At 73.5% G+C, this 14519-nt stretch carries 12 protein-coding genes; 3 read left to right on the top strand and 9 right to left on the bottom strand.

All coding sequences use genetic code 11. The annotated features are described in order from the left end of the window. Positions 1–170 precede the first annotated feature (170 nt). From ACFPA8_RS21625 to ACFPA8_RS21635, 3 genes are all read right to left on the bottom strand, one after another. Positions 171–458, bottom strand: a complete 288-nt coding sequence (locus ACFPA8_RS21625) for an SHOCT domain-containing protein (protein ID WP_386451047.1) — start codon at positions 456–458, stop codon at positions 171–173. A gap of 209 nt (positions 459–667) precedes the next feature. Then, positions 668–1048 (bottom strand): PPOX class F420-dependent oxidoreductase, encoded by a 381-nt coding sequence (locus ACFPA8_RS21630; protein ID WP_386451485.1) that lies wholly within the window; start codon positions 1046–1048, stop codon positions 668–670. Positions 1049–1252: 204 nt separating this feature from the next. Further along, complete coding sequence (locus ACFPA8_RS21635) at positions 1253–1462, bottom strand: hypothetical protein (RefSeq protein WP_386451049.1); 210 nt, start codon at positions 1460–1462, stop codon at positions 1253–1255. Positions 1463–2198: 736 nt separating this feature from the next. Between ACFPA8_RS21635 and ACFPA8_RS21640 the strand changes: the two genes are divergently transcribed. After that, positions 2199–3743 (top strand): serine/threonine-protein kinase, encoded by a 1545-nt coding sequence (locus tag ACFPA8_RS21640; protein WP_386451051.1) that lies wholly within the window; start codon positions 2199–2201, stop codon positions 3741–3743. A 147-nt stretch (positions 3744–3890) separates the two neighbouring features. Here ACFPA8_RS21640 and ACFPA8_RS21645 read toward each other — a convergent pair whose 3' ends face one another. The 5 genes from ACFPA8_RS21645 to ACFPA8_RS21665 form a co-directional block, all read right to left on the bottom strand. Then, on the bottom strand, positions 3891–4697 hold the full coding sequence (locus tag ACFPA8_RS21645) for a TrmH family RNA methyltransferase (protein ID WP_386451053.1): 807 nt from the start codon (positions 4695–4697) through the stop codon (positions 3891–3893). A gap of 105 nt (positions 4698–4802) precedes the next feature. Further along, positions 4803–6071 (bottom strand): uroporphyrinogen-III C-methyltransferase, encoded by a 1269-nt coding sequence (gene cobA / locus ACFPA8_RS21650; protein ID WP_386451055.1) that lies wholly within the window; start codon positions 6069–6071, stop codon positions 4803–4805. A 271-nt stretch (positions 6072–6342) separates the two neighbouring features. Beyond that, positions 6343–10074: a nicotinate-nucleotide--dimethylbenzimidazole phosphoribosyltransferase gene (gene cobT, locus ACFPA8_RS21655; RefSeq protein WP_386451057.1), complete on the bottom strand. Its 3732-nt coding sequence runs from the start codon at positions 10072–10074 to the stop codon at positions 6343–6345. A gap of 257 nt (positions 10075–10331) precedes the next feature. Next, on the bottom strand, positions 10332–11654 hold the full coding sequence (gene cbiE / locus ACFPA8_RS21660) for a precorrin-6y C5,15-methyltransferase (decarboxylating) subunit CbiE (RefSeq protein WP_386451059.1): 1323 nt from the start codon (positions 11652–11654) through the stop codon (positions 10332–10334). Between the two features lie 273 nt (positions 11655–11927). Then, complete coding sequence (locus tag ACFPA8_RS21665; RefSeq protein ID WP_386451061.1) at positions 11928–12575, bottom strand: GNAT family N-acetyltransferase; 648 nt, start codon at positions 12573–12575, stop codon at positions 11928–11930. Positions 12576–12971: 396 nt separating this feature from the next. Here ACFPA8_RS21665 and ACFPA8_RS21670 point away from each other — a divergent pair, with 396 nt between their 5' ends. Then, positions 12972–13343 carry a hypothetical protein gene (locus ACFPA8_RS21670; RefSeq protein ID WP_386451063.1) on the top strand — a complete coding sequence of 124 codons (372 nt, stop codon included), beginning with the start codon at positions 12972–12974 and terminating at the stop codon, positions 13341–13343. Positions 13344–13410: 67 nt separating this feature from the next. Further along, positions 13411–13809, top strand: coding sequence for a hypothetical protein (locus ACFPA8_RS21675; RefSeq protein WP_386451487.1), 399 nt, complete (start codon positions 13411–13413; stop codon positions 13807–13809). 103 nt (positions 13810–13912) lie between these two features. Here ACFPA8_RS21675 and ACFPA8_RS21680 read toward each other — a convergent pair whose 3' ends face one another. Next, entirely contained in the window at positions 13913–14422 is a 510-nt protein-coding gene (locus ACFPA8_RS21680) for a GNAT family N-acetyltransferase (protein ID WP_386451065.1), read from the bottom strand. Between the last annotated feature and the right edge of the window lie 97 nt (positions 14423–14519).

Raw genomic sequence — 14519 nt, forward strand, 5'->3', positions numbered from 1 at the left:
CGAAGCACGGCAGCCACGCACAGCTCACGCCTGAAGCCGCTGCGGGCGGCCGGACGACCGCCCGCCCCCGGCTCCGGCTCCGTTGCTGCGCCCCCGGTTCCGCTTCTCGCAGCCCCAGGCCGCCACCGGACCCCGGCGTGTGCAGCGGTACCCCATGCCGGACCGTCCTCTTACGGCCGGCCGCCCTCCTGCAGGACGGACAGGCGTCGCCAGTACTCGTCCTCGTCGATCTCGCCGGAGGCGAAGCGCCGCCCCAGCAGGTCCACGGGGGCGTTCTCGCGGTGCGCGGCCGCTGCCGCGGCAGGACCGCCGCCGTGCCACGGGCCGCGCCGCCCCCGCCGGACGGCGCGCCGCAGCAGGACGACCGCCCCGGCGATGACGGTGGTCCAGATCAGGGGGAAGAGCAGAATCCACGGGCCGGGGCCCGCGCCGCCGTGCCATTGCGCCAAGTCGAACATGTCGGCCAACTCCTCGGTTGCGAAGGGTGTTCAGTGCTTCGCTTCCGAGAGTCGCCCCGGTGGGGCGGCCCCGTCGTCGTACGGCCGGCGGGGCTCCCGCTACCTCCCGGGGAGTACGCGACGGGCTGCGCCTGCGCGCCGGGAAGTGCCCGGAATTGCCGGGAGACGTTGCGGCGCGGGCGGGGAGAGCAGCAGGCCGCTCCCGGGGATCACAGGGTGACGGCGATCCCGACGTGCGGACGCTTCCCCAGCCTGAAGAGGGCGCCACCGGTGTCGGTGACGCGGAACTGCCAGCCGTACTTCCGTGCCATCGCCCTGCGCACCCGCTTCAGCCCGTCCGGCTCGGTCATCAGCCTCGCGCTGCCCTCCGCCGTGGGCGCGTCCTCCTCGGTACGGCCCCGCACGTCGCAGGGCGTGACGGTGACGCGTCCGCTGTTGCGGATGCGTTTGACCTTGCCGCTGTCGTCCCTGGTCCACACGAGCAGCTCCCCCTCGTCCTCGACGGCCCATACGGGCGTCGGCACGGCGGTGCCGTCGCGCTTGAAGGTGGTGAGGCTGACGTACCGGCTGCCGGCGATCTGCGGAGTCATCACAGGGCGAGGGTAGTACCGCGGAAGCCGCACGGCCGCTGACGGGCCGTCGGGTGACGTTCACCGGCCGGGTACCGGAACGTGAGGTCCGGGCAGCTCCCCAGCTGCCCGGACCTCAATGCCGTCCGCCGCACCCCCGTCCCCACGGGGCTGACGGCCGGGTATCCCCGACTCGGGCCGCTCTCCCGAGCCTGGGGCACTGCTTCAGTGCCCCAGCATTCCGGCCACGGACGACGCCTGTGTGACCACCGCCTGGACCGCCCCGAAGACGATCGCGAGGATGATGGCCAGGGGCAGAACCATGGCAGCCGCCACAAGCGGATGCCTGCGGCCACTCGGCCGGGTGCCGATGTCGGCGACGGCCGCCAGCCGCTCCCGCGTGCGGCTTGCCGTGCGCCCTGCTGTGTGCGCCATGGTCAGCTCCTGTCGAATCCAGGGGCGGCGGGCGTTTGACCTCGGGGGACGAGTGCAGCGCCCGCCGCTTGCCACAAGACTAGGTGTGTGCGGTACCGCCGGGCGTCATGCCCGCGTATCGGCTGCGGGGCCTCCCGCAGGATGACGGCGGAGGCCGCCGGATACTCCCCAGGGTGGAGGCGTGCGTCCCGGTACCGGGGTCTTCCCGGAGGGGTCGGTACGGGGGTCGCCGGCTGTGGCCTGACCGCGGCCTCGTCCCGGCATCCGCCCGCCGGGACACGACCCGGCCGCGGTCCGGGGGCGGCTGCGCCCAACACCCGGGCGGTTTCCGGGTGATACGCCGGTGACATCCCTCACCTCGGGCTCCTCTCCGTCCGCGTGGAAGGTGTCGCACGGGCCCGTCGCACGCGGTCGTCCCGGGCCGGGACCGGGATGCCGACCGCCCCGGCCGCCGGATGGACCGAGTCATGTGCCGTCCCGTCAATTCGGTTGTGTGAACGGGGTGTTGCCCACCGGCGCGAGCGGCACACCTGCGTCGGGCGTCGAGTTGGGAGCGAGCGGGGCGATCCGGCCACCGCGCCCGGCAATCCCTGCTGCGCCGCGTGCGCGGCCTGTCGTCGCCAGGTCGCGGCAGTCCGTAAGCTGTGCTCGTCAGACGCACGTAACCGGGTTACGGATGAAGTGGCCTCCCCCGTGGGCAGGGGACGGGCCTTCCCACCGGAGGCAGGGGAACGAGATGGCGATGATGCGGCTCCGACGCGAGGACCCGCGAGTCGTCGGTACGTTCAAGCTTCACCGGCGGCTGGGGGCCGGCGGCATGGGCGTCGTCTACCTCGGGTCCGACCGTCGCGGGCAGCGGGTCGCGCTGAAGGTCATCCGTCCGGATCTGGCCGAGGACCAGGAGTTCCGCTCACGCTTCGCGCGGGAGGTCTCTGCCGCCCGGCGCATCCGCGGCGGCTGCACCGCGCGGCTCGTGGCGGCCGACCTGGACGCCGACCGCCCGTGGTTCGCCACCCAGTACGTGCCCGGGCCCTCGCTGCACGACAAGGTCAACGAGCACGGTTCGCTGCCGCCCAGTCAAGTCGCCTCCATCGGGGCGTCGTTGGCGGAAGGTCTCGTGGCCGTTCACGAAGCGGGGGTCGTGCACCGCGATCTGAAGCCCTCGAACATCCTGCTCTCCCCCAAGGGCCCGCGCATCATCGACTTCGGCATCGCCTGGGCGACGGGCGCGAGCACGCTCACGCACGTGGGCACGGCTGTCGGATCGCCCGGCTTCCTCGCCCCGGAGCAGGTGAGGGGCGCGCTGGTCACCCCGGCTACGGACGTGTTCGCTCTCGGGGCGACGCTCGCGTACGCGGCGACGGCCGACTCGCCCTTCGGGCAGGGCAGTTCGGAGGTGATGCTCTATCGGGTGGTGCACGAGGAGCCTCAGCTGGAACACGTACACGCCGCGCTCGCACCGCTGATCCAGGCGTGTCTGGTCAAGGCCCCGGAGGAGCGTCCGAGCCCCCTTCAGCTGTCGCTGCGCCTCAAGGAGATCGCGGCGCGGGAGGCACGCGGCCTCTCCGAGGGCGTCGGCGGCCTCCACGGGCCGGGGACCACCGGCGACGGCCGCCCGGCGGGCGACGGTGCGGCCGGGGGCGGCGGACCGCAGGGAGCCGCCCGGACCACCGATGCGGGGGCCCACGGTCTCAACCGGTCCGGCCTGCCGTCCGGTTCGTCGCGTGCGCCGGGTGTACGGGGAGGCGCGGGCGGGCCGCGGGGCAGGACGCCGGCTGAGCGTTCCCGTGGACGCCGCACCGACGAGCATCCGTCCCGTCAGCGTCCCGACAGGCGCGGCCCGGAACGCAACCGGGAGCGCAGCGACCGCGGTCACACTGCCGTGAGCGGCACCCAGCACGGGGCGGGAACGGGGCACGGCTCGGAACCTGGAGCACCACGCGGGTCGACGCCCCGGACCGGCGAGCGCACTGGCACGGGCACGGGCCGCAGCGCACCGAGGACCGCAACCCGCGGTGGCGCCAACCGGCCTGCCACGCGCGGTGGTCGGGCGCGGAGGCCCGCGACCGGCCCCCGGCGCACCCCGGCGACGAACCGGCGGCTGCTGCGGCAGCGGCTCGTGGTCTTCGTGACGGTGACGGTGCTGGTCGCGCTCGGCATCGCGACGGCGCAGGGATGTCAGGGCCCCGACGGCGATGCGGGATCCGCACCGCAGCGTTCCGTACCGGTGGTGCAGGTGCCGGAGCGTCCGCATGCGGACGGAGCCGCGCGGCAGCCCTGAGCGCCCGTTCCCCAGGGCACCCCTTCCACACGCCGGGGTCCGTCTCCGGCGGCGCCGCGCATGCCCGGCCGTCAGGGAGACGTCGACGTCACCGGCGCGCCCGTCCGGTCCGTCACCCGGCCCCCTCCCCGGGAGCCCCGGGCGCGTTCACTCCCTGGTCACCGCGTAGAAGGCGACTGCCGCGGCGGCGCCCACGTTCAGCGAGTCCACACCGTGCGCCATCGGGATGCGGACGCGTTCGTCGGCCGCCTCGAGTGCACGGCGGGACAGGCCCTCGCCTTCCGCGCCGAGCATCAGGGCCACACGGTCCGGACGCCGTGCCGTCACCTCGTCCAGGGGCACCGCATGCTCTTCGGGGGTGAGGGCCAGCAGCACGAAGCCCGCTTCCCGCACGGATTGCAGGTCATGGGGCCAACTGCCCAGCCGCGCATAGGGAACGGAGAAGACCGCCCCCATGGAGACCTTCACGGAACGGCGGTAGAGCGGGTCCGCGCAGGACGGTGAGAGGAGCACCCCGTCCATGCCGAGGGCGGCGGCGCTGCGGAAGATCGCGCCGATGTTGGTGTGGTCGTTGACCGCTTCCATGACGGCCACGCGGCGCGCGGAGGCCAGCAGCGTCAGCGGACCGGGGAGGGCCTTGCGTCCCATCGAGGCGAGCGCGCCCCGGTGCACGTGGTAACCGGTGACCTCCTCCGCCAGTTCGGGGGCCACCACGTACGCGGGAGCGTCCACGGTGTCGAGGACGTCCCTCATCTGCTCTGCCCACTTGGCGGACAGCAGCATGGAGCGCATCGGGTAACCGGCCTGCAGGGCACGGCGGATGACCTTCTCACCCTCGGCGATGAACAGCCCCTCGGCGGGCTCGCGGCGGCGGCGGAGCTCGACGTCGGTGAGGCCGGTGAAGTCGGCGAGCGAAGGGTGACGGGGGTCGTCGACCGTGATGAATCGGGCCACTGCTGCTTCCGGTTGTGGTCGTGGTGCGTGTCTTCCGGAACGGGCCGCGTGCGCGACGTGGCACCCGTATCGGAGTCGTGGTCGGAGTCGGTGTCAGGGTCGGGGTCAGGGACGCACGTGCGTGCCGAGGGAGACCACGTCGCCGATGACGACGACCGCCGGCGGACGCACGGCTTCGGCGGCGGCACGCTCCGCCACGGTCGCCAGGGTGGCGTCCACGCGGCGCTCCCCCGCCATCGTCCCCTCCTGCACGACGGCGACCGGCGTGGCCGCGTCCCTGCCGTGCCGTACCAGCGTCTCCGCGATGGCGCCGATCCGCTCCACGGCCATGAGCAGTACCAGGGTGCCGCCGAGACGGGCGAGCGCCTCCCAGTCGATGAGCGAACTCGGGTCGTCGGGCGCGACGTGACCGCTGAGGACGGTGAACTCGTGGGCGACACCGCGGTGTGTGACGGGGATGCCCACGGCGGCCGGAACACTCACGGCGCTCGTGATGCCGGGCACGACGGTGACGGGGATGCCGGCCTCGGCCAGCTGCTCGGCCTCCTCCATGCCGCGTCCGAAGACGAAGGGGTCGCCGCCCTTGAGACGTACGACGAACCGGCCGGCCTTGGCGTGCTCGATCAGGGTGTCGTTGATGACCTCCTGCGCCATGGCCCGGCCGTAGGGGATCTTGGCGGCGTCGATCACCTCGACGTGCGGGGGCAGTTCGGCGAGGAGGTCGCGCGGTCCGAGGCGGTCGGCGACGACCACGTCCGCCTCCGCGAGCAGCCTGCGGCCCCGCACGGTGATCAGGTCGGGATCGCCCGGACCGCCTCCGACGAGTGCCACTCCCGCATGGCGTGCCCTGTGGCGCGGGGCGCTGAGAGTGCCGTCGTGGAGGCCCTCGACGACGGCGTCGCGCACGGCGGCGGAGCGGCGCGGATCGTTCCCGGTGAGTACGGCGACCGTGACGCCCTCGCTGTGTCCCGTCGCCGGTGTCCATGCGGTCGCCGCGGCGGCCTCGTCGCTCCGTACGCACCAGACGCGGCGTTCCTCGGCCTCGGCGGACGCCGCCGTGTTGGTCGCCGGGTCGTCGGTGGCGACCAGCGCGTACCACGCCTCGGCCAGGTCGCCCGGCGCGTACGGGCGGCGCTCCCAGGCCACCTCGCCCGCGTCCGCCATGGCCTCGACGGAGGGCGTGACCGACGGAGAGATCACCACCACGTCGGCGCCCGCGGCCAGCAGTGCGGGCAGCCGGCGCTGTGCGACGCTCCCGCCGCCCACGATCACGACCCGCCGCCCGGAGAGGCGCAGGCCGACGGGGTACGCGGGGTGGTCGGTCCCGGCTTGCGCCGGGGCGTGGGAGGCGGGCCCGGTCGGGGACTCGGACATGGCGCGTGCGGCTCCTTGCTTGCGGAGTGGGCCGCTGCGGCGCTGGAGCGGCGTGAGGTGCGTCGAGGTGCGTACGGACGGCGGTGAGCGGGTGCGAGGGCGTAACGGTACGGCGGCGGTACGGGTGCGCCGCCCGGGGCGGTCGGTGTACGGGAGCTTCCGACCCCGTACACCCGTACAGCCTATGGCGGGATGCGGTGGGGCCGCAGTTCCGCAGATCACGATGCGGCCGGCGGGCGACCGGCCGCCGCGTGCGGTACGGCCGGTCCCGTCAGCTCTTGCCCGTCACTCCCGCCGAGTCGAAGGTCGCGACTTCGTGCATGGCGCGTGCCGCGCTCTGCACCAGCGGGAGTGAGAGCAGCGCACCGGTGCCCTCCCCGAGCCGCAGATCCAGGTCCACCAGGGGGCGCAGGCCGAGCTTGGTGAGGGCCGCCACGTGCCCCGGCTCCGAACTGCGGTGCCCGGCGATGCACGCGGCCAGCGACTCGGGCGCGACGCAGCGGGCCACGAGCGCGGCGGCACCGGCGCTGACGCCGTCCAGGATCACGGGCGTACGCAGCGAAGCCGCACCGAGGATCAGGCCGACCAGCGCCGCATGCTCCAGGCCGCCGATCGCGGCCAGCAGACCGAGCGGATCGGCGGGATCGGGCTGGTGCAGCTCCAGGGCCCGGCGCACGACGTCGACCTTGCGGGCGTGCGTCTCGTCGTTGATGCCGGTGCCGCGTCCCGTGACCTCGGCGGGGTCGACGCCCGTGCAGACCGAGATCAGCGCCGCCGAGACAGTGGTGTTGGCGATGCCCATCTCGCCCGTGAGCAGCGCCTTGTTGCCCGCCGCCACGAGGTCCCTGGCGGTCTCGATGCCCACCTCGACCGCGCTCAGCGCCTCTTCGCGGGTGAGCGCGGGACCCTGCGTCATGTCGGCCGTTCCGGCCCGGACCTTGCGGGGCAACAGGCCGGGCGTCGCCGGGAGTTCGGCCACGACCCCGACGTCGACGACGCAGACCTCGGCACCGACCTGGTTGGCGAAGGCGTTGCAGACGGCTCCCCCGCCGAGGAAGTTGGCGACCATCTGGCCCGTCACCTCCTGCGGCCACGGAGTCACGCCCTGGGCGTGCACGCCGTGGTCCCCCGCGAAGATCGCGACGGCGGCGGGTTCCGGCAGCGGAGGAGGGCACTGACGAGAGAGGCCGCACAACTGCGCGGAGATGATCTCCAGCATGCCGAGCGCACCGGCGGGCTTCGTCATGCGCTTCTGCCGCTCCCACGCCTCGCCGAGCGCCTTGGCGTCCAGCGGACGGATCGCGGCGACGGTGTCGGACAGCAGATCCTGCGGCTCGGCCCCGGGCAGGACCCGGCGCCCGTAGGACTCCTCGTGCACCACCCACGACAAGGGGCGGCGCTTGGACCAGCCCGCCTGGGCCAGCTCGGGCTCGGGCGGGAACTCGTCGACGTACCCGACGCACAGGTAGGCCACGACCTCCAGATGCTCGGGCAGTTCGAGGGCGCGGACCATCTCGCGCTCGTCGAAGAAGCTGACCCAGCCGACCCCGAGGCCCTCGGCGCGGGCGGCGAGCCACAGGTTCTCCACGGCGAGGGCGGAGGAGTACGGGGCCATCTGGGGCTGGGTGTGGCGGCCCAGGGTGTGACGCCCGCCGCGGGTGGAATCCGCGGTGACGACGATGTTGACGGGTGTCTCGAGGATCGCCTCGATCTTCAGTTCCTTGAACTGCTTCGCGCGGCCCTTGGGCAGGGACTTGGCGTACGCCTCACGCTGGCGCTCGGCCAACTCGTGCATGGCGCGGCGGGTCTCCTCGGAGCGGATGACGACGAAGTCCCACGGCTGGGAGTGGCCCACGCTGGGCGCCGTATGGGCCGCCTCGAGGACGCGCAGCAGCACCTCGTGCGGGATCGGGTCGGGACGGAAGCCGTTGCGGATGTCTCGGCGTTCACGCATGAGACGGTGCACGGCTTCGCGCTCGTCGTCGGCGAAGCCGGGTGCCGGGGGCCCGACCGGCTCAGCAGTGGCCTCGGCCTCGGGCTCGGCAGCCGACCCGGCCTCGGAATCGGAATCGGACGCGGACTCGGACGCGGACTCGTCGGCCGCGTCCGCCTCTTCGGCCGCGGGGCCGCCGTCGGCCTGGGTGTCCGTCCCGGTGCTGTTCGCCGCCTCTGCCTCGGTGCCGGCCGCGGACGCGTCCTGCTCCGGACCGCCCTCCGCTCCCCCGGCGTTGCCGGTACCGTCCGCCGCGGCCGCCGCCGCGGTCCGGGCGTCGCCTGCCGCCGCCTCCGGCGCGGGCGCGGGCTCGGGCGCCGCATGCTGTCCTTGCCTGGGGACCATCCCGGCAGCCTCGTTCCCGCCGGTTTCGGCCCCGGCTGCGCCTTCTCCGCCGCCGGAAACCTGGCCGGACTGTCCGGACCGGTTGTCGGCGGCCATGGACTCGGGGTGCTCCGCCTGCTGCTGAGCGGGAATCCCGGCGACAGCCGCTTCGCCGCCGGCGGATTCCTGGCCGGCGCCCGGCTCCGCCGCACCGTCCTGGGGGCTCGCCGCCGTGCCGCTCTCCTGTCCGCCGTCCCCCTGCTCCTGTGCCGGGGAGGGGATCGGCGCCGGCTGGGCGGTGACGTCGGTCTGCAGGTCCCCCGTGCCGGCTTCTGCCGTCCCGGCGCCGCCGTCCCCCTGCTCCTCCGCCTGTACGGGGGCGTCGGCCTGGGCTTCGCCACCCGGCACCGGACCGGTCTCGGCAGCCTGCGGTGTCTGCGGCTCGATCGCCTCCACCGCCGTCGAACCGGGCGAGGAGACCCAGGTGTTGCCCGTACTCTCCGGCTCGGGCTCACCGCCCGCCCGGCGCCGCTTCCCCTCGCCGGCGGTGTCCTCCGGTGCCGGCTGCGGCTCCGGAGGAGTCGCTCCCTCGGCTGTCGCGGCATCCGGTGCGTGCTCCGCCGCGGCCTGTTGCTCGTACGGTCCCTGCTGCTCCGGCACCTGCTGCTCCTGGGCGTCCCCGGACATTGCGGCTGCCGGGTCCGCGACCGGCTCGACCGGCTCGACCGGCTCGACCGGCTGCGCAGGGTCGTCCTGCTGTCCCGTCATCTCAGCACCGGGAGACGCGAGTCGGGGACCATCGGCGAGATACGCGGCGTCCTGCGCCATGTGGCCCGCTGCGGCCGCTTCGGCGCTCAGCCCCTGGTAGTCCCACTGCCCGTCGTGCGGCGGCAGCGCACCGAGCTGGGGGCCCGGCAGGGTCTCCGGGTCCTGATGGGCGAACTCGTAGTACTCCGGGCCGCCTGTGGCAGGACCCTGCTCGGACCCGAACTCACCCTGCGGCACCGTGTTCTCGGCCTGCTGCACCGCCTGCGCCGTCGCCGGGCGCTGCGGGGCGGCAGTGACGGCGCCGGGCACCGGTGCCGACTTCTGCCCCGGCCCAGGCGCGGGGTTGCCGGGGCCCCTGTCGGAGAGCGGAAGCACCGCCCCGGACTGCTCCGGCTCCGGCGGCCCCATGTGGAGGGGGCGCCGGGGCGGGTTGGGTGCGGCGGGCTCCGGTGCCGCCGTCTTCGCCGTGCCCTGCGGGCTCTCCTGGCCGTCGAGGGAGGCCCGTACGGCGCCGTAGTCGAAGGAGCCCGAGTCGCGGCCCTCCCTCTCGTGCGGTCCGGGTACGGGCGGCATCTGCTCCTGCGGCTGATCACCGGACTGCGGGGCGGCTGCGTGCCTGCCGTACGCGACGGGGTTGCCGTAGGCGTCGTGCTGCGGGTACGCGTCGTGCTGGGCGTAGACCTCCTGGCCGTACACCTCGTGCATGCCCGCGCCCGGCTGCGCCTCGTTCCAGGCACCGTGCGAGCCCGGGAGCAGCAGGTCCCCCTCCGCCCCGGGGGCGGGTGCGCCGACCGCGGCGTCGGCCGGCCCCGCGTAGGGGTAGGAGTCCGCGGCCGGCGTTCCCGGCTGCTGGACCTCCGGCTGAGCGCCTGCATTCTCCGGCTGCCCCTCACCCGGGATCTGGCCGGTGTCAGTCATGCGTACCCCTCGCCCATCGGTAGTGCTTCTTCCAACCCTGCGAACGGCCGCCGGGCCCCCGCAGACGGAGAACGAGCATCCGCACGGTGCGGCACGATTCCCCGCCTACGCGCCATCCGGACATTGACGGACGAACCATCAACACCGCACAGCGGCACAACGATCCGTCAGCCTACCCGTGGCGAGGCAGACCTCCGGCCACGGGAGGGTGAGAAACAGCACTTCGTCGGGGTTCGTCACCGTCCGGGCACAGTGCTTCAGTTACGGACACCGGCCAGCAGGAAAACGACAGCTCGTTCACTCTCCACCCACTCGTCCGTGTCGAGTTGGACGGACTGGAGCAGGGCGCACTCGACGGCGTAACCACCCTCGGCGAGCGCCCTTCCGATCGCTTCGGCCTCGTCCCGCGTCACGGCATGCGCGACGATGCGGCCCGGACGGCGTTCGACGACGGCCGTGACCGTTCGGACACCGCCCCCGCCCACCCGCACCACGTCCGGTTCGGGCAGGTCCTCCAGAATCTGCGGCGCGGCGCCCTGCACGATGTCCAGCTGCACCCCGAACCGCCAGGCGGCGGCTGCCGTACGGGCACACGCGTCCGGATCGTGGTCGACCGCGATGACGGCAGCACCGAACCGCGCGGCCTCGACGGCCAGTGCGCCGCTGCCGGAGCCGATGTCCCACACGAGGTCCCCGATCCGGGGTCCCAGCCGGGCCAGCTGCCCGGCGCGCAGCTGCGCCGACTCGCCCGCCCGCGGCGGCGGTACGCGACCGGCGCCGGGCTCCTCCGCCGCGTACCAGGCGTGCGGCAGAGCCCACCCGCGCACCGGGGGCGGGTAGCCGGGCGACTGGGCGGCGAGCCAGCCACCGCCCTGGTGGCCCAGGTTGGCCTGGCCGGGCCCTGCGGCACCCGCGCCGTGTCCTCCGGCTTCCCCGGACCGGGGGCCCGTTGCGCCCGGCTGCTGCGCGCCTCGCTGCGAACCTCCCACCACGATCACCACGTTGGGGTCCCGCCAGGTGTGGTCGGCGACCTTCTCCGAGGTGAGAACGGTGACCTCTTCGCTGGACGTGCCCAGCGCCTCGCAGATGACGAACGTACGGTGCACGGGGCCCAGCAGCAGGGCCAGTTCGGCCGGTCCGGCGCCGGGAGAGGTGAGGACGCCGACCTTCGTGTGGGCGCGGCAGACGTTGACCGCGCGGCGCAGCGTGCGGGAGTTCGCGACGACCAACTGTGCGTCGTCCCACGGCATTCCGGCGCGGGCGAATGCAGCGGCGAGAGCGGACACGGCGGGGACGACCTCGACCTCGAGCCCGTGCTCCGGGGCGCGCAGGGCGCGTACGACGCCGAAGAAGCCGGGATCGCCGTCGGCGAAGACCACTGCCGTACCACGGTGCCGGGCGATGCGCCGGGCGGCCAGCGAGACGCTGCCGAGCCTCACGTGCTCGGCGCCCCGCGGCACTTCGGGCAGCTGCAGGTGGTGCGCGGCCCCGGCGACGAGCGTGGCCGCGCCGAGGGCGGAGCGGGCGGCGCCGGACAGCGGCGAACCGTCCCACCCGATCACGGTGACGCGGTCGGCCATCGGTGCGTCTCTCCTGGGCATGTCGCAGGTCGGGGCTCATCGAGCCTACCTCCGCGGGGAGGTTCACCGGCCCCCGGGTGCGTACGGTTCCTGACATGCGGAGTCATGGACCGGGGCCCGGGAGGCGGGGCACTCGGCCGGCGCCGGAGGGCGGGCCGGTGACAGGCCGGCCGCAGGCGGTCGCGTGGAATCCCTGCCGGGCCGCCACGGGCAGGGTGGAGAGCGGGCCGTACCGATCCGGCCCGGAGGGCTCGGGGCCGGGCCGGCGGGAGTTCAGCGGGAGTGGAGCCAGTCCGGGTACGAGGCGTAGCCGCCGGCGTCGGCGAGTTCTTCCGGGATGCCTTCGAGGTCCTCGGGCAGGAGGCTCCATACGAGCAGGTCGGTGCGGATCTCGGCCCAGCCGCCGTCCTCGGTGCGGGTGCGCGCTATCCAGGCGTTACGCAGCACGCCCTCGCTGATGCAGCCGAGTTTCTGGGCGACCTGCTGCGCGGCGGTGTTGTCCGCGGCCGTACGCAGTTCGAGGCGCTCGAACTTCTGGTCCCCGAAGAGCCATTGGGCGAGTGCGAGCACCGCTTCCGAGGCGTATCCCTCGCCCCGCCCCCAGGGCGCGGTGACATAGCCGGCCTCGGTGGACAGCGTCCGCCAGTCGGTGTTCTCCAACTGCACGAGCCCGACGAGCCGGTGGGTGAGGAACTCCGTGACGGCGAAGACGATGCCCTCGCCCTCCGTGCGCATGGACGGCGCGCGCCTCAGGATGAACTCCCGTGCGTCGGCGTCACGGTAGGGGACGGGGACTGTCGTCCACGCGGCTACGAGCTCGTCCCGCATCATCTCGGTGAGGGAGGGGACGTCCGCCTCCTCGAGGGGGCGCAGCACGAGCCGGTCCGTACTGATCGAGACATCCGGAAAGGTCGAAGTCATGCGCCGCTCCATACGGATCGAGGGTCTGGGGGTTTCGCTCTCCCCGGAGGACCACTTCAGGTCTGCCGGTCGCTCTGGGAGGACCGCGGCAGCGGGTCCTTGAGGTGTTCCAGACGATTGCAGCAGTGCACAGCATGCAGCATGAAACAGGTCTGCCGCAGCGTCGGCGACGGCTTCGCAGGCGGGAACGGGGGTTGTGTACCGACATGTCGATACGGGGACTCGCGACCGGCCGGTTCCCGCTGTGTCCTGGTGAGCACCGGAACCGGTCTGCGTCCCCGGCCGGCGGAACGGGGAGAGCCGCCGGGCGCGTGCCGGACCGGGCCTCGACGAGGTTCCGCACGCCGGTCGAGGCCCGCACGCGGACGCGGAACGCCCTCCTCATAAACTCGGCCCATGTTCACGCCACTCACCGTCGTCCTCGCTGTGGCGGCCCTCGCACTGGCCGCATGGTGCGGCTGGGCGGCTTTCCGCAATCAGCCGACCAAGGACTGGCACTTCATCGGCATGGCGGTGGTGACACTGCTCGCACTGGTGCAGCTCGTGGTGGGCATCGTCCAGTTCGCCCGGGGCGGTGAGCCCGCGGAAGGCACCGCGGTCTTCGTGGCGTATCTGGCGGCTGTCGTGGTCTGCATGCCGCTGGTGGGGCTCATCTCGCTGACGGAGCGTACGAAGTGGGGCTCGCTCAGCGTGGTCGCAGGCGCAGTGGTTCTGGCGGCACTCCAGGCGCGGCTGCACGACATCTGGGGAGGCGGCAGCGGTGGCTGAGTCCGCGCCCGGGGGCGGCGCGGCTCCGCCGGGCGGTTCCCCCTCGTCCTCCAGCCCGCGCAGCCGCATCGGCAGCGGCCCGGGCACGCTGCTGCTGACGCTCTACGGCATCTTCACCGTGGGCGCGGCGTCCCGCTCGATCGTGCAGCTGAGCACCCGGTTCGACGAGGCGCCGCTCGCCTATCTCCTCTCGGCGCTCGCCGCGCTGGTGTACGCCTTCATCACGGTCGCCCTGGTGCGCGGAGGCGAGCGGGCCCGCAGGGCGGCGTTCTTCTGCTGCTGCGTGGAACTGCTGGGAGTGCTGACGGTGGGCACGTGGACGCTGGCCGTGCCCTCGGCCTTCCCCGATGCGACGGTCTGGTCGGACTACGGCATGGGCTATCTCTTCATCCCGGTGATCCTTCCGGTCACGGGGCTGCTGTGGCTGCGCCGTTCGCGTCGTCGTTCGCAGCGCGGCCACAGCTGAGTCCGTCCGGGCCGGGGCCTTCCGGCCGCCGCGCGGGGTCGTACCGGCCGGCTGGGTGCCCGGGCAGGCGGGTCCCCCGGGCAGGGCATGAGTGCCGGACCCGTCAGGCGCTCGCGGTGAACGCCGCGGGGGCGGTGCCCTCGGCGTCCTTCGTCATCGCCGTCAGCGTCACCTTCCTGTCCCGCTCGGTGCTCACGGGCGTGTAGCCGTACTTGCGGTACAGCCGCAGATTGCCCTCGCTGCGGTGACCGGTCACGAGGTGGTAGCGCTTCGCCTGCCGTTCCGCGGCGAGCCTGGCCTCGATCCCGGCCAGCAGCCTGCCGCCGAGACCGTGCCGCTGGAGCCGCGGGTGGACGCAGAGCCGGTCGATACGGGCGGTGCCGTCCGTGTCGACGGCACCGCGCACCGAACCGACGACTTCCTCGCCGAGACGTGCCACGAGCACACATCCGGCGGCCATCTCCGCGCGCAGCGCCTCCAGGGACTGTGTGAGCGGAGCGATGGCGTAGTCGCCGTACGCCTCCGCCTCGCTCTGGAAGCACAGGTACTGGAGTTTGAGGATCTGCTCGGCGTCGTTCTCGTCCGCCGCAGAGATGGTCACGCTCATGCCCATGTGCGCCTGCCTCCCCTTGTCATGAGTGCGCCCGGGCACGGAGATGGACGAGGGTGCCGTGTCCGGACTGTCTGCCCTGGTGACGCCGATTGCTGCC

The sequence above is a fragment of the Streptomyces ovatisporus genome, from assembly GCF_042653885.1.
In the GTDB taxonomy this organism is placed as follows: Bacteria; Actinomycetota; Actinomycetes; order Streptomycetales; family Streptomycetaceae; genus Streptomyces; species Streptomyces ovatisporus.

Coding starts and splice junctions, on each gene's coding strand:
- ACFPA8_RS21625 (WP_386451047.1), bottom strand. CDS start 458: ATGTTCGACTTGGCGCAATGGCACGGCGGCGCGGGCCCCGGCCCGTGG.
- ACFPA8_RS21630 (WP_386451485.1), bottom strand. CDS start 1,048: ATGACTCCGCAGATCGCCGGCAGCCGGTACGTCAGCCTCACCACCTTC.
- ACFPA8_RS21635 (WP_386451049.1), bottom strand. CDS start 1,462: ATGGCGCACACAGCAGGGCGCACGGCAAGCCGCACGCGGGAGCGGCTG.
- ACFPA8_RS21640 (WP_386451051.1), top strand. CDS start 2,199: ATGGCGATGATGCGGCTCCGACGCGAGGACCCGCGAGTCGTCGGTACG.
- cobA (WP_386451055.1), bottom strand. CDS start 6,071: ATGTCCGAGTCCCCGACCGGGCCCGCCTCCCACGCCCCGGCGCAAGCC.
- cobT (WP_386451057.1), bottom strand. CDS start 10,074: ATGACTGACACCGGCCAGATCCCGGGTGAGGGGCAGCCGGAGAATGCA.
- cbiE (WP_386451059.1), bottom strand. CDS start 11,654: ATGGCCGACCGCGTCACCGTGATCGGGTGGGACGGTTCGCCGCTGTCC.
- ACFPA8_RS21665 (WP_386451061.1), bottom strand. CDS start 12,575: ATGACTTCGACCTTTCCGGATGTCTCGATCAGTACGGACCGGCTCGTG.
- ACFPA8_RS21670 (WP_386451063.1), top strand. CDS start 12,972: ATGTTCACGCCACTCACCGTCGTCCTCGCTGTGGCGGCCCTCGCACTG.
- ACFPA8_RS21680 (WP_386451065.1), bottom strand. CDS start 14,422: ATGGGCATGAGCGTGACCATCTCTGCGGCGGACGAGAACGACGCCGAG.